18 protein-coding genes and 1 riboswitch are annotated in these 18,529 nt (G+C 39.1%); of the genes, 5 read left to right on the top strand and 13 right to left on the bottom strand.

From position 1 onward, the window contains the following. Nucleotides 1–422: 422 nt before the first annotated feature. Complete coding sequence (locus KNO65_RS14460) at nucleotides 423–908, bottom strand: YxiG family protein (RefSeq protein WP_214691644.1); 486 nt, start codon at nucleotides 906–908, stop codon at nucleotides 423–425. 1,399 nt (nucleotides 909–2,307) lie between these two features. Between KNO65_RS14460 and KNO65_RS14455 the strand changes: the two genes are divergently transcribed. Beyond that, nucleotides 2,308–2,568 carry a hypothetical protein gene (locus KNO65_RS14455; protein ID WP_214785019.1) on the top strand — a complete coding sequence of 87 codons (261 nt, stop codon included), beginning with the start codon at nucleotides 2,308–2,310 and terminating at the stop codon, nucleotides 2,566–2,568. 240 nt (nucleotides 2,569–2,808) lie between these two features. Then, entirely contained in the window at nucleotides 2,809–3,261 is a 453-nt protein-coding gene (locus tag KNO65_RS14450) for a hypothetical protein (protein ID WP_251131748.1), read from the top strand. A gap of 18 nt (nucleotides 3,262–3,279) precedes the next feature. Here KNO65_RS14450 and KNO65_RS14445 read toward each other — a convergent pair whose 3' ends face one another. The 3 genes from KNO65_RS14445 to KNO65_RS14435 all read right to left on the bottom strand — a co-directional run bounded on the left by KNO65_RS14445 (nucleotide 3,280) and on the right by KNO65_RS14435 (nucleotide 7,597). Beyond that, entirely contained in the window at nucleotides 3,280–4,632 is a 1,353-nt protein-coding gene (locus KNO65_RS14445) for an LLM class flavin-dependent oxidoreductase (protein WP_214785018.1), read from the bottom strand. 61 nt (nucleotides 4,633–4,693) lie between these two features. Then, nucleotides 4,694–5,446, bottom strand: a complete 753-nt coding sequence (locus tag KNO65_RS14440) for a 3-oxoacyl-ACP reductase (protein WP_214785017.1) — start codon at nucleotides 5,444–5,446, stop codon at nucleotides 4,694–4,696. Nucleotides 5,447–5,570: 124 nt separating this feature from the next. Continuing rightward, nucleotides 5,571–5,672: riboswitch (TPP riboswitch) on the bottom strand. A 185-nt stretch (nucleotides 5,673–5,857) separates the two neighbouring features. Further along, a complete protein-coding gene (locus KNO65_RS14435; RefSeq protein WP_214785016.1) occupies nucleotides 5,858–7,597 on the bottom strand; it encodes a methyl-accepting chemotaxis protein in 1,740 nt (579 codons plus the stop codon). Nucleotides 7,598–7,920: 323 nt separating this feature from the next. Here KNO65_RS14435 and KNO65_RS14430 point away from each other — a divergent pair, with 323 nt between their 5' ends. The 3 genes from KNO65_RS14430 (at nucleotide 7,921) to KNO65_RS14420 (ending at nucleotide 11,083) form a co-directional block, all read left to right on the top strand. Continuing rightward, a complete protein-coding gene (locus tag KNO65_RS14430) occupies nucleotides 7,921–8,667 on the top strand; it encodes a hypothetical protein (protein ID WP_214785015.1) in 747 nt (248 codons plus the stop codon). A 153-nt stretch (nucleotides 8,668–8,820) separates the two neighbouring features. Beyond that, nucleotides 8,821–9,144 carry a hypothetical protein gene (locus tag KNO65_RS14425; protein ID WP_214785014.1) on the top strand — a complete coding sequence of 108 codons (324 nt, stop codon included), beginning with the start codon at nucleotides 8,821–8,823 and terminating at the stop codon, nucleotides 9,142–9,144. Between the two features lie 1,204 nt (nucleotides 9,145–10,348). Next, complete coding sequence (locus tag KNO65_RS14420) at nucleotides 10,349–11,083, top strand: hypothetical protein (RefSeq protein ID WP_214785013.1); 735 nt, start codon at nucleotides 10,349–10,351, stop codon at nucleotides 11,081–11,083. A 196-nt stretch (nucleotides 11,084–11,279) separates the two neighbouring features. On the opposite strand, the gene KNO65_RS14415 is transcribed toward KNO65_RS14420, so the two are convergent. The 9 genes from KNO65_RS14415 to KNO65_RS14375 form a co-directional block, all read right to left on the bottom strand. Further along, a complete protein-coding gene (locus tag KNO65_RS14415; protein WP_214785012.1) occupies nucleotides 11,280–11,630 on the bottom strand; it encodes a hypothetical protein in 351 nt (116 codons plus the stop codon). Nucleotides 11,631–11,661: 31 nt separating this feature from the next. Then, on the bottom strand, nucleotides 11,662–12,219 hold the full coding sequence (locus KNO65_RS14410; protein ID WP_214785011.1) for a DUF6036 family nucleotidyltransferase: 558 nt from the start codon (nucleotides 12,217–12,219) through the stop codon (nucleotides 11,662–11,664). Between the two features lie 63 nt (nucleotides 12,220–12,282). Then, nucleotides 12,283–13,086 (bottom strand): hypothetical protein, encoded by an 804-nt coding sequence (locus tag KNO65_RS14405; RefSeq protein WP_214785010.1) that lies wholly within the window; start codon nucleotides 13,084–13,086, stop codon nucleotides 12,283–12,285. Next, complete coding sequence (locus KNO65_RS14400) at nucleotides 13,083–13,859, bottom strand: ParA family protein (protein WP_214691631.1); 777 nt, start codon at nucleotides 13,857–13,859, stop codon at nucleotides 13,083–13,085. Before KNO65_RS14400 ends, KNO65_RS14405 begins: the two co-directional genes overlap by 4 nt. Beyond that, entirely contained in the window at nucleotides 13,856–14,539 is a 684-nt protein-coding gene (locus tag KNO65_RS14395) for a DUF3102 domain-containing protein (RefSeq protein ID WP_214785009.1), read from the bottom strand. The genes KNO65_RS14400 and KNO65_RS14395 overlap by 4 nt, the downstream gene beginning before the upstream one ends. Further along, entirely contained in the window at nucleotides 14,536–15,318 is a 783-nt protein-coding gene (locus KNO65_RS14390) for a ParA family protein (RefSeq protein ID WP_214785008.1), read from the bottom strand. Before KNO65_RS14390 ends, KNO65_RS14395 begins: the two co-directional genes overlap by 4 nt. Nucleotides 15,319–15,548: 230 nt before the next feature. Then, complete coding sequence (locus tag KNO65_RS14385) at nucleotides 15,549–16,079, bottom strand: hypothetical protein (RefSeq protein WP_214785007.1); 531 nt, start codon at nucleotides 16,077–16,079, stop codon at nucleotides 15,549–15,551. Nucleotides 16,080–16,088: 9 nt separating this feature from the next. Then, a complete protein-coding gene (locus tag KNO65_RS14380) occupies nucleotides 16,089–16,676 on the bottom strand; it encodes an EndoU domain-containing protein (RefSeq protein ID WP_214785006.1) in 588 nt (195 codons plus the stop codon). 465 nt (nucleotides 16,677–17,141) lie between these two features. Further along, nucleotides 17,142–18,209 (bottom strand): hypothetical protein, encoded by a 1,068-nt coding sequence (locus KNO65_RS14375; protein ID WP_214785005.1) that lies wholly within the window; start codon nucleotides 18,207–18,209, stop codon nucleotides 17,142–17,144. Nucleotides 18,210–18,529: the final 320 nt, after the last annotated feature.

Genomic DNA, 18,529 nt, shown 5'->3' with positions numbered 1-18,529 from the left:
CTTTTAGTGATAAAGCCTCCACCTTTATATGACTTAGCTATAGGTAGTTCTTAGCAAATGTCTGCCCATCAATCAGATCAACCATAATCCTGACTTAACAGACCTGACTTTTGAAATTTGAAATAGGTAACATTTCTCCTCGAGTACGAAACGGAATCTATCCCGAGTCTCATTTCTTAGGCAAACCACGGAGAGCGTTACTTCCGATTACAAATCAGCTTTTCTGTGTTTCGAAAGTATCCAAACACCCGGTACAATAAGTGTGCTCACCACTAGCCCTATTAAACCGTAGGCTAACAACCCTACACCCGACCACCCTCCGATAAAAGTTAAGAATCAGACATGTATACTTCAATTCAGAAATGTGATCACACCACTGCCTTTAAAACTGAGAATCGTTTCTAGAATCATACCCTCCCAAATTAGTCGAGAGTGATTTTTAAACTCTCACTCGATTGAATCAACCCCTCGAAGACATCATCGTTGATTTCGATAGCATTACACTCGATAAAAAAGTGGTCCTTATTATTGACTTGGAAATACATATTCGTTTTTGAAGTGATTGCATTAATCGCCGTCTGTTCAGGGTCTATGCATTTAATTTTGACCTGTCCGAACCCGTTCCTGTGAAAGCCAATCTCGCTGACAAAAACGTTGTCGTCTTTTCCTCGGTCGTTAAGTCTATATGTCGCATCTAGGGTCTCAGAGTAAGCAACCTCCTCCTGATATACATAGAAGGAGAGTACCTCTTTGAATGTGATGTGTGTTCTTACTATCTGTTGCTGCCGTACGCTCTCGACGATGAGTGAAATCGTCTCATGCAAGTAATCGATGTCTAACTTGCTAACCTCCCACCCATTCGCTAAAAATTCTAATGACCTTTGAAGTTCGATATCCTTCTTGTTCATTTTACTTTTACCCCTCTTGTTCATAAGATGTCATATACGCTCCTATTCAAGCGACGCATGTGGACCTTGATCACACATCCTGCTTAGGAAATCGCCCATTACGCAATCGATAAACTAAATACGATAGGCAAATCAAGACACTGGCAGTACATCCATAAATTATCCCACAGACTATGATTATCGTGTAAAGAGCAATCATCCAATCCAACGGATGAAGTCCTCCCGCGTGAATCGAGCTGTTAACGACATCATGAAAATAAATTATATATGCATATATCACGTTGATGACACTAAATACCCAAGAAAACATGAAGTATGTATCAAAATTCTTGTAACGTAACCATATAACCATCATCACACATAGAGGAACCGCATACCCTATCAGCTCATTCCAATACACTCTTTACACCACACTTTCCTTGACACTTGTTCTAAAACCTAGAAACATCATTGAACTTTATTTCTCAAAATCCTTATTTTCTCGAGTCAGTCCTTCAAACTCAGTGACAATGAGGTTGTATTAAATTCACTTGGTTACCGTGATTTTTTGATTCAATACCAAAACATAAAAGGATTAATATAGAATATTATAGTTTCTATTGTAAAAACTGAATACATCTATAGCAGGATTGCCTTCATGAATGAGGTTATGGTTCTCTTAATTGTATAAGAATACCTTTTATTCTTAAATTTTTATTTTACGAGAGGATGATTCTGTATGTTGGATGTTCTAGATTCTTTGAATTTTTTGATTTACGTCTTTCTGTTTCTCAGTTTAAGTAACCTCGTACACCTGGCCTTTTTGGGTTCGAAAATCCCCAGCTCGTATTGGATTTTATTTAATTCTTTTATCGTTTTGATTGGGTCCCTCGTCTTGTTATTCAATACGGGAATCTTGGTGGATGAGATAGGAAGCGAAGGAAACCAACTGGCATTCTACTCGACGTTGTGCATGATCGGCGCATTCATGATCTCGATTCCTTTTGCTTTTAAAAATAAAAAGAAGGGCGACTGATCAGTAAATACACTCAACCAGAAATCAATCTGATATGACATTCGAGCACGAAATAAATCAAGAGAAAGGTGAAGAATGAATGTGAACTTACGTAGTCAATTTGGAGATTCAAATGTCCTCACATGATGGACCAAACAACGGTGCCGGACGAGTAATCAGGGGCAGAGTTGTGTGCATCTAGTCCCTCTCGAACTGTTCAAGGTATATAAAACTCGGTCACTCCTCATCGATTTTACAGTATAAGAGGCAATGAATCTGAATATTTACAACATTAAAACCCTGGCCGTCAAGTATCGAGCTAGGGATTCTAAACAGGAAATCTCTTTGATAGAGTTACTTCATGACAATGAAATGGAGCTACTAACCTTTTTAGGGGACGTAGAGATGTCCGGTGAAGTCATTTACTATGTCAAATACTCAGACGGTGAAAAACCAGTCGTGACTCATGACAAGTCCGAACCTGATTTAAGCGAAGGTACATTCAGGTTGTTCGATTTCGTTCAACGTTGGCTGACCATATACGAATGGCGAGACTCCAAAGAGTTTAAAACAAGACGAGAATTCCTCAAGTTCGACTCCCTCTACGAGGGTCTCAGGTTTTTGGCCGCCCAGAAAAATGGTCCTATTATGCTAATTTTTCTGTAAGGAGCTTGAAGAACGGCTGGGTCCAGATTCACAAGGATTGGACGAGCATGAGGTTCTTTTCATCTCGATGGATTGACCCCACAAACGATGCGTCAAGAAATCATTCACTCATGACGAATCGTTTGTACCAGAGCACTCTTGTCACTTGATTCAACGATTTATATTGGCTCTTCTCTGAGAGGAGGAAGAGCCAATCCTAATGCTACGTCACACAATATTGAAATGGAAGGAGGTTATGGGATGGACAGTCGACTGGAGGAATTAATTCTATCCATGCAGGTCGGTGAAGTGAAAAAACTATACGATGAAGTCGGGTATGAGGTATTCAGTCACGAGCTTTTGTCGATAGCATTTTCAAATGAGAGTTTGACCAACTATGTGGTTCTGGTGCATCTGCTTCATGAAGACGAATCTCCCGAGCTACATGATTTGGCTTTTCAGGTTCTCACTCACCCTCTATGCCACATCGAGGGCGCCTATGCCTCTTCATTGATGCATGCTAAAAAGTCCTTAGATTTGAATCACTCCATCGATGTAAGGAGTTTAGAAAACCTGCTGTTCTTGAACACCGTTCCTGAAAAAATCGTCAGTGACCGAGATGCCGTTCAAATAGCCAAGAGAATTCAAACTCTCGAACCTGATAATGAGGTCGCCTCGTTAGTGCTTCGCCTCATCGCTCCAGAGGAAGATTGATACGGCATAGTCCACAAGTCACTCTTCCTCGTAGTTACCTCGTTGAGGAGATCGATCACGCGAACCCTGGGGTACCAGATCAAGGTGTTCACGTAAAGTGGCCCCCTCGTAACCCTTTCGGAAGATCCCTCTTTTTTGCAGCTCAGGGATTATCAATTCCACGAAATCTTTTAGCCCTGATGGCAGAGTCGGTGGCATAAGGTTAAACCCATCTGCAACCCCCAGATTGAACCATCGCTCCATCTCGTCTACAATCTCTTCGGGTGTCCCGATTAGAGTGAGGTGTCCTCCCCCAGCACTGATATAACCTAGGAGTTCTCTGAGTGTAGGTTCTTTGTCATGTACGATTTCCAATATGGTTTTATAACGACCGACAGGACCGGTAAATGAATCGATTGGTGGTAACGAAGGTACCCTCTCATCAAGTTCCCACTTCGAGCAATCTTCACCTATAAAGTAACTCAGTTGCTTGATCGCGTTCTCTAGAGGTAGCCTTTTATCTAACTCAAGCTTTTTTGAATAGGCTTCTTCTTTTGTTCGTCCGATATATGTAACAAGACCCGGAAATATCTTGACGTGGCGAATAGGTTTGTTCTGTTTTACGAGGTGTTGTTCTAAACGATTCCGATATTCCATCGCCTGCTTCAAGTTCCAAGAAACTGAATACACTGCATCTGCATATTTTGCAGCCAGTTCAATCCCTTGATCCGAGGCCCCCGCTTGCATGGCAACAGGCTTTCCTTGCGGGCTACTTGGTGTAGTGGAGGGACCTTTGACTTTAAAGTACGTCCCGACATGATCTATCGGTTCAATATTCTGTTCATTGATGAGATGGTTGGCCGATCGATTCGGGGAGAAATCGCCTCGATTCCACGAGAGAAGCAATTTATCCATCACTTCCGCAAACTCATCAGCTTTCTGATAGCGCCTCTCCCTAGAAGGAAGATGATCCATTCCATGATTCTCAGCCTCCCAGTCGGACATCGACGTCACTAAATTCCACCCTACACGTCCTTTCGAGATATGGTCCAGGCTTAATAACTGTCTCGATGCCGTAAATGGATTAGAGAAAGTACTTGAAATGGTGGAAACCAAACCGATTCGGTTCGTGACTTGTGAGATAGCCGTTAAATTTATCATCGGATCAAACCAAAATGCCGGTATTTCGGTCGAGGTGGTTGCAGGAAATGATTGATTGTCTGCAAAGAAAACCGCATCCAAAAATCCAGACTCTGCAATCCTAGCCAGTTCTTGATAATATGTGACGTTGCCGATCAACTCTATCGAAGATTCAGGCATCATCCAAGCGGCTTGGTGATGTCCACATCCATAGATTAGCACTCCTAAATTTAATTGTTTAGTAGGTGTCAAATAAGGTCCTCCGTTTCTATGAGAATTCTTACACTTTCGATATCCTGTTTAGAATTATTCTTTAGTTCATGGTCAATCCACCGTCCACTACCAAGTTCTGGCCAGTGATACCTGATGCTTCTTCAGATGACAGATACGAGACAAGTTGAGCAACCTCTTCGGGAGTCGTGACCTGCCTCAGGGGCGTAGTCCGGGCAATCAAATCGAAGACTTCGGGACTTGTCACTGAACTCGCATCAGTCATCTTTAACAACCCTCCAGATACTACATTGGCCCTTATCCCAAACTTTCCAAGCTCCGAGGCAAGATTGCGCGTAAATCCGATCAATCCCGCTTTCGCCGTCGTGTATTCATGGTAAGGCACTACAGGGTTTTGGAATAGGTTTGTCCCGATGTTGATGATACTCCCCTCAGATCTTTCAATGAATTGAGGGAGTACACTCTGGGAAACATTGAACGCTGCCTTGATTGTTCCGTCCAGTTGCTTCTGATAGTCGTCCCAAGAGAGGTGTTCGAATGCCTTCTGTGCCATCGGGTCAAACTTAAAATCTACTAACGCGTTGTTTACAACCACATCTACGTGACCATAGTGTTCCGTTGCTTTCTTAATTAATAAATCGACATCTTCTCGTCTCGTCACATCACCATAGATAGCTATTGCATGTTCTTCCCCTAACATTTGAACCAACTCATTTGCGGCTCTTCTGCTTCTATAGTAATTGATGACCACTTTGAATCCTTTCTCTACCAATACTCTGGCGATTGTGGCGCCTAATCCTCTGCTACTACCTGTTACAAGTACAACTTTACTCATCATTGTGATCTCCTTTTTGTCTGGATGATTGTATTGTCTATAAAAAAACACAACTTCTCGCGTGAGAGAAGTTGTGTACAAGCAAAAGATACATGGCAAAAAGGAAATGAATCCATTTGCGGATGCAGTCATGTTCACACTTCCCTACGCTAGTACTATCTAGTTCAGGTTCGAAGGGTTCGAGTTTTAACTCGTCTCAGTTCAATGAACACCCCTAGTGATGCTATTCAGTTCTAGCTCAATGTATAGCAAGAGGAAAAAAATGTCAAGTTGGTTGAATGGTATACTCTCCTCCTGGTTCAACAAAAGGCAGCTGATATAGAAAAATCGCAACCATCTGCAAATATAGGTCAGAGTTGTTCGTGACAAAATTAAGGATGTAATCTGTTCGACTGTTGTAAGATTCGACGATTACAGTCTGAAATTTCGACTTCTTCCCTTCAAATTCTCTGCGGTCTCAGCTAACTCTTTTACGAAATGATTCATCGTCTCGCTCGTTACAGACAACTGTTCAGTAGCGGCGGCGACCTCCTCATTTCCTGCAGTGCTCTCCTCAGAAATTGATGCGATATCTGAAAGAGCTTTCTGAATGACTTGCTGGTTAGACTTCACACGGTCGAATCTTGTTTGCATCGAATGACTTAACGTCCTCATTTTTTCAACACTCGTTTCCATCTCTTCAAAAGATGTCTTGGTCAGTTCGAGCGTTCGTTTCCCGTCTTCAGTTGACTTTCTGCTTTCTGTGAATACGGCGTCCAGTTCTACTGAATTGCGTTTAACGTTCGTTGCGATTTCTGAGATCTCGCTCACAGACTTAGAAACGTCATCCGAAAGAGTCCTTATCTCGGCAGCGACGACTGCGAATCCTCTTCCTTGATCACCCGCTCGTGCTGCCTCGATTGCAGCATTGAGTGCAAGTAAGTTCGTCTGTTCCGAAATTTGACGGATCAACGTTACGAGCTGCGTTACTTCATCCGCTTGTTTCTCAAAATCTTTTACTTGTACTTGTGACTGTTGAATTTGGCTATATATACGAGACATTTGCTCGACCGCCTCCTCCATGAGACGCTGACCCGAGACGGTCGCGTTCCCAACAAAATCCGCCTGATGGCTCACTTCATCACCTTCTTCGGCCGCCGAGCTGACTAAAGTAGAGAATTCATTCATGTGTTCATGGAGTCTCATCGTCAATGTACTTTGATTCTCAACCCCACTTGCGATTTCCTCCATCGTATAGGCAATTTGGCGAGAAGCTTCGTGCACCTCTACAGATATAGCAGCAACATTCCCACTCTCTTCACTGACGGTCTGAGAGGAGTGTTGGATGCTTGCCACGAGTTCCTTTAACATCTTCGTCATCTTCGTCATCGAACTGGTCAATCGCATAATTTCATCATCGTTCTTCAAAGTGAGTTTACTGATCACGATCTCCGCCTCACCCAAATCTCCGTTTGACACATGGTTCGCTACTTCCTCTAACACGCCCATAGGTTTAAACTTCCAATCTAGGTAACGCCAAATAAAGGTGACTGCTAATACCATGAGAACCATTAAGCCGAAGAGTATTTGAGGCGCCATCTCCTTCAGTACCCCGCTCGAGATGGAACTCACCTTCGAAGCGTCTTTGTCCAACCCAAGCACACCGATCACTTTTCCGTTGTGTTCGATCGGCACCAACACTGAAACATAATCCCCAAACTCATCATCATGAATTACATCCGTGGCGATTTCTTTACCATTGTATGCAGCTCGTACATTTTCTATCGAAGTCGAGGACAACTTCTCCCCAATCGGAGAGGCCGCACCCGCCTCTGCCCCATCAATCATGATACGTGCTTCTTCACCCTCCATCGCCACTATATAGGCATACATGACTCCGATTTGCTCTCGGTAAGCGTTCAGCTCTTCCCTGTATTTCTCGTACTCCTCATTCTCGCTTGGGTTGGCGGCAAAGTCCTCATAAGTTGAGGTATCCATGCTTTCTGTGTATCGTGTAGCATCATCAATCATCATTGATTGGATCGTATTCAAAACGGTGTTCTTAGATCCAACATATTGAAAAACTCCAAACAAGACAATAAATAGTAAAATAAATCCCAGCATTACTTTTAATACACTTGCTTTCAACGTGCCGCGTTTCTTTTTTCTCATTCTCGAAAACCTCCTCTTTCCAATTTAACTATCGGATGATTAACCAAAGGATTGAGCGTTATTTTTTGAGAACTCAAAAGTGAGTGTATTCGGAATATATAGAATATTATTCGATTCGAAGCTAACGATAGGTCTGGATATTTGTTCTTTTAAGATTATTTAATTTGGTGATACGAGAGTTGTATACATTCGACATCGAAATGTACACAATCCTTGATCGCTTCGCGTACCTTGTTTTTGAATCAAAAGTACGGGAAAATAATACAAGACTGGATTACTGTCTGTAGATTATGTATACATTAAAATGTAAAGTGGTGACATTGATGCAATCAAGCGAAACAAAGGTAAAATCATTTCGTGTCTCTGAAGAAGTGACAGAACATATTCAACGTCTAATGCAAGAACGACAACTAACGACGAATCAATTGTTCGAAGAATTTATTCAATTGGCTGATAAACAATCACCAGATCCATTAATCGATGAAGAAAATAGTGTACTTGAAACTACACTTAATCAGATCGCTTCACTCTTTCAAGAACGAGCGCTTCGCTTAGAGAAGCAACAAAAAGAAACTCAACGCATGACAATTCAATATGCTGAAACGATACGTGAACTTGAAGACAGTGTTGTGAAGGAAAGTGAAGAACTTCATCGAGAATATGAAGCTAAAGTCATGCAACATCAGGAAGAGTTAGAACAATTTCAACAGCAATTGGACCAACTACATACAAATAAACAAAACTTACTAAACACACTGGAGTTGGAGAAACAATCAGCGAAAGAAGAGTTGAAGGTTCATAAAAAGACAATCTTTGATTTGGAAGGGACTATTCGAAAATTAGAAGAGAGTCAAACACAATTAAATCGTCAAAACCAGAGTTTAATGGATACTGTAGATGAATTAAAAAGTAAAACACGTCGAAGTGATCAACTCGAAGAAGAGAATCAAAAACTTCACTTAGAAGTGCAACTTCTTCGACGCGAGAAGGAGACGCTTGAGAAATCGATGAGTGAGCAGATAGAGTTAGCTGTTCTAAGGGAACGAAACAAATCATTGGATAAGTCCTAAAAATTAGTAACGCACTTTATTTTTTTGCCTTAAAGAGTTATTCATTTTCAATAAACAAATAACCTGTATGAAGCAATTGGAGTTTAATCTACAAACATTCGCTCCAACATCAATAACTTATGGAAAATGAAAATAATAAAGAGGAATCATTATATGCATTATATTACTAATGTTGAAATTTTATTTGAATCCAATTCTTCGGGAGAACCCTTCCCACTCCATGAATTAGCAGAAAAGCAATCAACACAATTGGTAGAGATACTTGAAGATTCTGATGTAACAGGCAATCTACATTACATTATTACTTACAATGGTGGTCATCAAAAAAAATTATTCTTCCAAAAAATAAACCTAGCGGTGATTGGGGCTTTGAAATCGAAGCATTCCTCTACAGGTGGAAACTTCTTTATGAACTTCACTCACGCAGATATATTGTATACGATGAAAATAACCAACCAACCACAACAAGTAAATTAAGTGAGTCAGAATATCAAAATCTACTAAAAGATTTTGATATATATTTCGATTTCGATTCTGATTTCAGACAAAACTTGTTACAAACCAATACTTATTTTGATCCCTTTTTAGATGAGAAAGTCCTTGTGAAAGAATCACTTACAGCTTTTAAGAAGATTATCTTCGAATTAGATTTAGTGTGATTAAGTGAGGAGAGTAGTTATTTTTAGCTATCATAAATCGAAAACTAAACCGAGACTATATAGTCTTACGTATCCATTCTTCCCGACCGAAGAGAACTGTTATTACAAACGATATTATTTGGGAAGATTTATGAACGGTTATATAAAAAAATTGGAGACGGTACACCTTTTTAAATCTACTCTACTTTGTACGAGGCCTTTGCTGACTTACTAATGCCAGAAGACTATCGAGAATTTATCGCGTTATCTGAGAAAGAAGTGATTGAATTGTATTGATCTACATGGGAAATGGTAGATGGTATTTCAAAGAACGAAGGACAAATGAGATTATATTGAAGCAACGACTCTGTGAATTCTAAAAAACCATGTTGAGCCAAGGCATATACTTTGATCACTTCTTAGAAAAGTGGATCAACATCGAAAGTTCTTTAGGAGTATTTAGACGATTATATCTACAGCAACAAAGTAATTCCTAACATAAAGGAACTAAGAAAGAATCAATTTTTAGCTTTCTCTTAGTTCCTTTTTGTATTTATTCTTTTAAAAAGTCTTTTCCACTCATGAGAAATATCTAACTGTTTATACTCAATAAAGATTGCGTATAGATTTAAATAATGAGTAATCTTGTCTAAAAATACGTTACTCTTAAAAAACCATTTGCTAGTCTTGACTGTGTAAATTCTTAAACATTTTATTAAGAAAATCGTTGTTTCGATACTAATATTTTTAAAATTTACTAATTGATTCGCTTTTATGATGACATTTGATTTGAAAGAACTTTTGGGAGATTAGAATCACGTCTCTTTATAAACATTCTCAATGCTCTCCATATTTCCTCAGTCTATCTGTCAGGGAGAATATCATAGGGCGGGGGCAGTTATTTAGCTTATCTATAGATTTGCTATATGCTTTCATTAACCTTAATTCTCCGTTCATGTTTATATTTATCGAACTCATACATAAAATTAATAATGAAATAGATAAGCAATCACAAAATTTGTCTTAAGGAGTACTCTACACACATGAAAATCGATTCACTAATTGAATGCTACTTTAGCTTTGTTAAAAGTTTCTCAAAACAAGAGATCGCTTCTTCTTCTCATTTTAAGCAAAGTAAGATATACCGAAATTACATGATTTCTGTTTTATTTTATTTTATAATCGTCGTTTTAATATTTGTTGTCTCATTTACTCTAGATGAAACATTCAAAAATACAGTTCCACTTATAATGTTGTTACCTTTGCTGGTCATCACATTGTATATCAAACGATTAGATCGAAGCCTTGGGGTGTTGATAGCAAATCATTTTAAGGAGAGAGATAAAGCGGCCTATGCAACCTTTATTGAACTTCTTAATACAGAACATAATATTCGGTGCTCCAACGAAGTTAGGACCTTAATCACGTTAATAAAAGAAGATACAGAAAGAAAATACCCCACTAATTTTATAAATCTTACACCATTTTCTTTTCTTCTTGCTCTAGTAGTTGCAGCATTCAATTTTTCTTCTTTTAAGGACAAAGGTACATGGTTTGTCTTCATTCTTATTTTACTTATCCTCCTAGTTTCTCTACATTATATCTACAAAAGGCTTCGGGATATTATAAACTACTCAAAACGTGAATTGAGACTTGAGTTATGCAAAATTCTTGAGGAGATGCACTTAAATCTACTCATTCAAGAAAATAGTCGTGAAGCACCTTCAACACGATCACTGAAGTTATTGAAGAAAGCAAGACGCTATCGTCACTTTTGAACAATCATAACTCCATTAATACCCAACTTTTAGTGCCCCTTTCCATAGTTACTGCTTTTCAACCACTCTCTCCTTGTTACATGTACATGAATACCAAATATCTATGTGATTATCCCTGATATAACCCATAGAAAAAGGAGTACGATTCATTTCTTTATGAAATGAGCCGTACTCCTTTTCTTAATTCAACTTCATTTTATGATCTCACACGTAAACCGCGCGCCTTGAATCGATTACGCTTTTCTTCCAACCTTACTTTCATATCAATAGAGAACGCACTTTCGGGATTAGTATAGGCTCGGCGTGCAGCCATGCTGAGCATTTTAGCCACATCCTCTACCCGGTCCTCTGATAACTCTTTAGCCAAAGAGCCGACAAAGTTGCGTGCCTCCACTCGATTACAAAGCGATTCGGGGACCTTAACGTCATGACTCAGAACAAGAGCCAGTTGAGCTGTCTCTTGACGATAACTTGTCCCACCAAATTGCATACGATCTTGTTCACGCAATAGTTCTTGATAAAGTCGCTCATGTTTCCCCGTTGTCATCGGTCACCCTCCTCTTCGTTTATTTTCTTTATTATATACCCTTTTCCTGAAAAATTCGACTTAAGTCATGTACATTACAAAACGGGTCGTTCCAGGTCATGTTTGACTTGTACTCCTCTACAAGCTCCAGGAGTTTGTTTTTATCGCAGAGCTTCAACAAATTGGTGTTCTCGAGATCTTCCAAGTCCTTCTGACGAGAAGAAAAGATTTTCGTACACGCCAATAGTTCAATGTCTGGGATATATACATCAATTGCTTCAAATAACCCTTCAATCTTATGTCGAAATCCCACTTCCTGAAAATCTTCACGTGGAGGGAATTGAATCACACCCTCGACAATTTCAATTTCATATTCTTGAAGTGCATCTTTCAATTCTGTTGTCACGACACCATCTGTTACTCGAATATCTATATCTCGAGTTGGTCGATACACCATTTCTTTACTCATCATTTCAATGAAGAGAAGGATACCTGAAGCACCTACTACAACAAATTCGACGTGAATATTTTTCGCGGCACAAAACGTATCAAGGACGAGCAGGGTGTCGATGATATCCTCAACATCTTTGTACTGATTGGAATAAGACATGATTGCCCCCCGATTCACAAAACCTTACGTAAGCCCCGTCAACATATCGGGTCTACGTCTTGCTTATTTTGTATTCAAATAGGCATTGAGAGCCCGACGAATAATTTCATCTTCAGACACATGCTCTTTTTTAGCAGCTTGTGTTAATCCGATATACAATGGATCTGTTAAATCTGAAAAACGAATTTGTACCTTCATAGGTTTTACAGTAGGAGAATCAGCTTCAATGACACGCTGCTCTTGACGCTCGATCAACATACGCTTCACTTCACGCAATTCTTCACGTGTCATCTCATAAACTGTTTTATCCCCATTTGCTGTGTAGTATTTCTTATTTTCTAGTAATGCGAGCTTTGGGTCTTCTGGCCATGATAGGAGTTCCGCTAACTTGGTCGCACTAAAATCTTGTTCAATCGTTTTTTCTAAAATATTTGGACCAAACGTATTCCAAAAAGAAACGAAACGATTCACTTGAGAATGAGACATCCCAATCTTCGCTAAGAAGTCTTTCCAATTTCCCTCTTCTTGTTTAAATTCCTTTTTTGTTTCCGGATCACGGAACAAGCTATTTGCATGCGCAAGAATACGACATTTTTCGACAAAACTCGTCGCCTGAATCGCATCAATGTGATTATAGTATTGAACAATGCCTTCCATATCTTCGGGCAGTTTTTTTGTGATAATACGAGAAAGCCCGGTTGCTGGTAAGGATTGATACGGATTCGTGATGGTCGTCGTTGCAGAAAATTCTTTGACCGCTTCCACTTGATCCGTACGATTTTCACTAGATTGTGTACTTTGTTTCACCGGTAAATTGGCACTGAATGTTGAAATTTTTGGAGTATGTTTTTTTCGAGGGCGACTCATAGAGAAAGTACCTCCTGGGCAAGTTGTAAATAAGCATCCGTTGCGGGACTTTTATGATCGATCACTGGTCTAGATTCCCGTTGTAGGGTTTGTACCTTAACGGCATATGGAATCGTTGTGAGAACTGGAATCCCAACCTCTTTCCCGAGTTCTTCAAGTTCCTCTACCGTCGTCGTATCCCCTTTAGAGCGTGCGCTGACCATTGTCGGTATAAACGCTGCGATATGAATATCTTCTCGGAATCGTTTCATTTCTTCTAACTCTTCAGGAGCCGAGTATACCGCATCCATTGAAAACTTTTGCATCTGTACAGGCATGATAATTCGATCTTGTGCGACAAGAGCGCAGCGCGCATAAGGGTTCAACGCTGACGTCGAACCTGGACAATCGATTAAACAAATATCAAATAGTTCATCTAGTTTGGCCAACTCTTCACTGAGTCGGTACTCATAACCAATTTGACTTGTTAAATCACTCGGTGAAGCAGAGCGTCTTGTCGGAACTAAGTAAATGGTTCCAGTCTCATATTCACAAGTGACGATGACTTGTTCAATCGGTGTATAAAATGGATCGTTGTCTTCGAGTAGACAATCTAATAGCACTTTCCCTTCATAGTCGTTCGTCAGACCTAATCCATTGGTTGAAGACGCCTGATCATCGGCGTCAATCACGAGTACACGTAAGCCATCCCGTGCGTAGGCATGAGCTAAATTGATGGTCGTCGTTGATTTTCCGACTCCACCTTTACGATTGTACAATGCGATTTTCTTCATGACTGTTCTCCTTGTTCATCTATGGCTTCAATTATATTGTCTGATACAGTTCGTTCAATCATTTCAGCTAGTAACTCACTGACACTGCGATTGTGTGCATGGGCATACTGTTGAAATTGTTCCGAAAGATTGCTTGAAATACGTGCGGACAAGATCGAAGATGACTTTTTCTCTTGCTGAAAAGGTTTCACTTTAAGGGGTGTATGGGTGTTCCCTTTTCGAAGATCACGGATCTGTTTGACCGTAAGCTCTTCGACCTGTCTCCTTTCACCATTAATATATAGCCCTTGCTCAACGACCTCGTTGACATTATCGAGATACATGAGTTCAAAAATTTTGGATGCCGGTAGACTTGTTAGCGATGATTCAAGCGGATGCAGCGTCTCATAGGCTTTTATATATCGTGAGGCAAGTGAGGCGGACATGGAGACCGCTTCTAAAAACGTCCCCCACTCTTTCTTGTCATGCATCTCAGAACGGGCGATCACTAGACGTTTCCCAATCTCAAATACGGAAATGGTTTGTACTTTGGCGAGTTCATTGATTTCATGAACGAGGTCTTCAACTTCCTTTGAAATTGGCAGCTTTTGAACCAGTGAACTAATATTCGTTAAACCGCTCTGATAAGGGTGTTGCTCACTCGGTTTGATTTTATGAATGTTACGATTTCTGGCCTTCATACAGAATCACCTCTGGCTGTTCGGATCATATGTGCCAACTCTCGAAACGGTTCAGATAACTGTTTTGATTCTCTGGAGCGGTATTGAATGACACTTTTTCCGCTATCCGCTGCTTTTTCAATAAATGTCGATCGTTTGATGATAGGTAAAATAGTCAACGATTCAGTCAACGCAATTTGTTCCATTGCTTCGAAGTATTCTTTATCGGCTTTTAACGTATGGTCCATCGCCACAGGCAAGACCCCGGCAATCTCTAAATCAGGATTATAGAATTTTTTCACCTTTTGTACGGTGCGAATGGTACTTCCTAGCTGATCAAAGACAAGCTTTTTCGGCATAAATGGAATAATGGTCGTATTGGCAGTCGACAAGACAACTTTTGAGAGTTCGTTGATCGAAGGAACTGAATCTAAGATGACCCAATCAAATTCATCTTCGAGCGGTGCAATCATATCTTTTAATAGGAAGAGCTTATCTTGCTCAGAAAGTAAATTGATCAATCTTGCATTTCGTTCATTTGAAGGAAGAAGACTGACATGATACGTTTCGTCATCAAACAAAATATCTTTGATATCCAAATTTCGTGTATGTACATCAAACATGGTCATATATTTGATCGTATCGGATTCTTTTAACATTAGTTTGCTAAGAGAACCCTGAGGATCTAAATCGATTAGGAGAACACGTTCCCCTAATTCGCCTAATGCATAGGCCATGTTCAAGGAACAAGTGGTTTTACCTGATCCACCTTTCGAAATATAAAACGTTAATATGTTCATCTTCTCTCCCCTTTCTAAAAATAATGATGGCATAGTATCCATTGAAATTCAATATTTTCTCTGAATGAATAGTGTTTTTTAATAAAAAAACATGTATACATATTGATGATTTTTGTATACTGAATCCTCAGGTTGTATACATTTCGATGTCGAAACGTATACAACCTTTTCTATAAATAAAAAAGATGTATCTGCTAATGAGATACACCTTGTGTTGTACTTAAATGACGTTAAACCACTTGGGCTTTCAATTTATTAATACGATTCATTTCAAAGGAGTCTAATTCTCCAATCGCTTCATAAAGAAAAGTAAAATAATCTTCAGCCGCGTCTAGAAGTATAGAAATAAAGTATTGTTCTTCAATTTTTAGCTTATTATCATCTACTGAAAACAAAAGAAACCGAGAATCAAGTTTTGACATTTCTATTGTGATCGGTTGATTTGGGAAAGAACATTCTGCTTTCCCTGCATTTTGATAATCTTCAATCAGATTAATTAGATATGGCCACAAACTACTTATCTCGTCCCAGAAACCATACGGGATAATTACTTTCCAATCAATTTTAATAAAAATAACGCCATCTACATAAAAAAGATCCTTCTCATCCCTGAATTTTTTTAAAGACTTCAAGAGGTTTTTTGCGTCCTCCCGATTGTCTTGAATCGATATATAGTACTCATCTGGATTGAGTGCAAGATCCCTTAGATCTTCAACATCTCTTTTCAAAAGAAGACTCTCAATCTGTAACATCTCTTTCAAATTATCACCTTATTCTTCAGGATATAATTGACGAACATGTCCTTTTGTAATTCCCAATCTATATTTTACACCATTTACTGTTCCTTTAATTTGGAATGTTTCAGCCGTCCCTTTTTTTGATAAAGTACTTCTGTTTTGCTTTAGTACTTCTGAGGCAATGTTTCTAATTTCATCAATTTTTGTGTGTTGATGAAAGAAAGATTGTTTTGAAGTTACTTTCCCTGCCCAATAATTAGGGTGATGTCTTGTCAGAATGTGTTGCATGTCAGTCTTTAAAAGTTTAAAACTCTTGTTTCCTGTAGTGTATGTCAATGTTTTATAATTCTTTAAAGCATTAACGACAATTGATGTTGGTGCTGGAGCATAGGATTTGACTCCAATCTTTAATACGTTCCTGGATGCAACTTTAGATACGGTAGCTCTGATAATAGCTCCTGTGATTGCAATTACTAATACTCGGATAGCTGAGCCTGCAGAAATTTCGTAATCATCGTAAAGTTCATTTTCTAAGTCCTTAAATGATTCAACTTCAATAGTATTGTCAATGGATGTTGCTGTACTGACGTTTAGAATATATATGAACAAACTAATAACCAATGAGCATACTATAGAAAAGAAGGGTTAATTATCTAATGTGGCTTCTCAGAAGAAGAATACAAAAACCATATTCTTATGAATTAAAAAGATTAAATAGAATGAATAAGAATTAAAGAAAGATTAATAGAATTAGGAAAAATATAAGTCCGAAAATCCTTTTGACACCAACGTTTTCGAGAGATAAAGAAGACTGTAAATATGTCAGATATAGTTTCTTTTATTCAGAGGGACTATTTTTTTTTTCATTTCGTTTTTGATAAATCATATCCATCAGCTAATTTTATTCGCTATATATATGAAATAAACACAATTGTATTTGATTTTTTTCCTAAAATGTAAAATATAAAAATGACCTTATGGAACACAGGTAATATACGATGCCTTTTGATGGAATGAATCAACGACGGATATAGATTCTGGATGTTTTCATACAATTTTTCAAAATGAGGCATGCCAAAAAGACCATCATGCGATCGTCAATTTTCCCACTTTATGTTTTAGTTGTTGATGAAGGTAAAGAATTGGCTCATTGAAGAAGAGTTGATGCTCACTTGAATGAATTAAGTCTTCACGATGGTGAAGAAACGCTTGTTTCAAGTCAGTCAAGACTTCACGGAACGCTAATGCACCGAACGTATCACTCATTGAATAGAGAGATTCACGGCTTACTTTTAGTACATCGAAATCGAAGAACTCACCAACGCGTTTACGCAACTCGAACCAAGCAATTTGAGCATCTGAACGTTCTTCTTCTCGGATGACTTTACTGTCTTGAGATTTGTCTAACGTCAATTCAACGAGGACTGGACGTGTAATATCTTGAACGCGCTTTTTAAGCGTGAGATTGTGCTTCACCACATTTAAGAAATGACGGCTGTCCTCTACAAGGGACACTTGAAGGAACTTCAAACGATCCATCATCTTTTGAATGGCAAGTTTGTGGCCACAGTATTTAGGCAAGAAGCCTTTAATCTCGTCATAGGTAAGGATGGCTTGGTCATGTGATTGAACATGGATATCTTTTTCAACTTGTACGAGTGTACGTAACGCAAGACGCAAAGCATTCACGTTATCAAGCGTGAGAAGTTCGGAAAGAAGGTCATGCCAAATAGACGTGTACCCGGTCTTCGAAACGACAGAGGATCCGTCAACAAAAAGATCACGATAATTCTCAAGATAATCGGTTAGTTCAATCGAGAGCACTCCAGGGAAATGCCGGACAAGCCGCAACAAGCCATGGCTCTCAAATGTTTTTAAGTTATTATGTAAAGAACGGACAGACGTGTGAGCGGAAGAAGCAAGCTCTGTATCTTCCATAAATTCAATCTTCCCTTGGTCATCTACATAAGAAAGAAGTGTGAGAACATGGCGAATCCGTGACTTTGTCCATTTAAAAGAAGTGAAGCATGTAGGGATGTTATAGTGATGCTGTTCATAGCGATAGTGATCAGCTCGTTTCGTCCAACGAGTTAAGCCACTCATCGCGACGAGTAGTTTGTTTGCAACTAAAATGTGACGGTTTTTGTAAGCCACGTACCTACACCTCCTCTATCCTAAAATATGCTAGTTTTAGTATCTTGTTCTTTCGAGATAGTGTCAAAGTGTGGGTTTGGTACGATGTATCGCGACCAAATTTGATGAAACGTTGATGTTAAGCCATTTTAGAGCTATAAAAATGTGTCATTTCAGTACGATGATTTGCGACCAAATTAGGAGGAATTGCTTAAGAAAGCCATTTGAGCGTGATTCAGAGTAGAAATTTCAGACGAAAAGTAGTCAAAATGTCGGTTCAGTACGACGGTTTGCGATCATTTTAATAAAAGTGTCGTTTCAGTACGACGATTCACGACCAA

Origin of the sequence: Exiguobacterium sp. S3 (assembly GCF_018617295.1) — a bacterium.
Classification (GTDB): domain Bacteria; phylum Bacillota; class Bacilli; order Exiguobacteriales; family Exiguobacteriaceae; genus Exiguobacterium; species Exiguobacterium profundum.
Note: the sequence above shows the minus strand (reverse complement) of the source record. Positions and strands in the feature narration are given on the sequence as shown.

Coding starts and splice junctions, on each gene's coding strand:
- KNO65_RS14460 (WP_214691644.1), bottom strand. CDS start 908: ATGAACAAGAAGGATATCGAACTTCAAAGGTCATTAGAATTTTTAGCG.
- KNO65_RS14410 (WP_214785011.1), bottom strand. CDS start 12,219: ATGTCTTATTCCAATCAGTACAAAGATGTTGAGGATATCATCGACACC.
- KNO65_RS14450 (WP_251131748.1), top strand. CDS start 2,809: ATGGACAGTCGACTGGAGGAATTAATTCTATCCATGCAGGTCGGTGAA.
- KNO65_RS14395 (WP_214785009.1), bottom strand. CDS start 14,539: ATGAAGGCCAGAAATCGTAACATTCATAAAATCAAACCGAGTGAGCAA.
- KNO65_RS14425 (WP_214785014.1), top strand. CDS start 8,821: ATGCATTATATTACTAATGTTGAAATTTTATTTGAATCCAATTCTTCG.
- KNO65_RS14405 (WP_214785010.1), bottom strand. CDS start 13,086: ATGAGTCGCCCTCGAAAAAAACATACTCCAAAAATTTCAACATTCAGT.
- KNO65_RS14440 (WP_214785017.1), bottom strand. CDS start 5,446: ATGAGTAAAGTTGTACTTGTAACAGGTAGTAGCAGAGGATTAGGCGCC.
- KNO65_RS14420 (WP_214785013.1), top strand. CDS start 10,349: ATGAAAATCGATTCACTAATTGAATGCTACTTTAGCTTTGTTAAAAGT.
- KNO65_RS14430 (WP_214785015.1), top strand. CDS start 7,921: ATGCAATCAAGCGAAACAAAGGTAAAATCATTTCGTGTCTCTGAAGAA.
- KNO65_RS14415 (WP_214785012.1), bottom strand. CDS start 11,630: ATGACAACGGGGAAACATGAGCGACTTTATCAAGAACTATTGCGTGAA.
- KNO65_RS14455 (WP_214785019.1), top strand. CDS start 2,308: ATGTCCGGTGAAGTCATTTACTATGTCAAATACTCAGACGGTGAAAAA.
- KNO65_RS14400 (WP_214691631.1), bottom strand. CDS start 13,859: ATGAAGAAAATCGCATTGTACAATCGTAAAGGTGGAGTCGGAAAATCA.
- KNO65_RS14390 (WP_214785008.1), bottom strand. CDS start 15,318: ATGAACATATTAACGTTTTATATTTCGAAAGGTGGATCAGGTAAAACC.
- KNO65_RS14435 (WP_214785016.1), bottom strand. CDS start 7,597: ATGAGAAAAAAGAAACGCGGCACGTTGAAAGCAAGTGTATTAAAAGTA.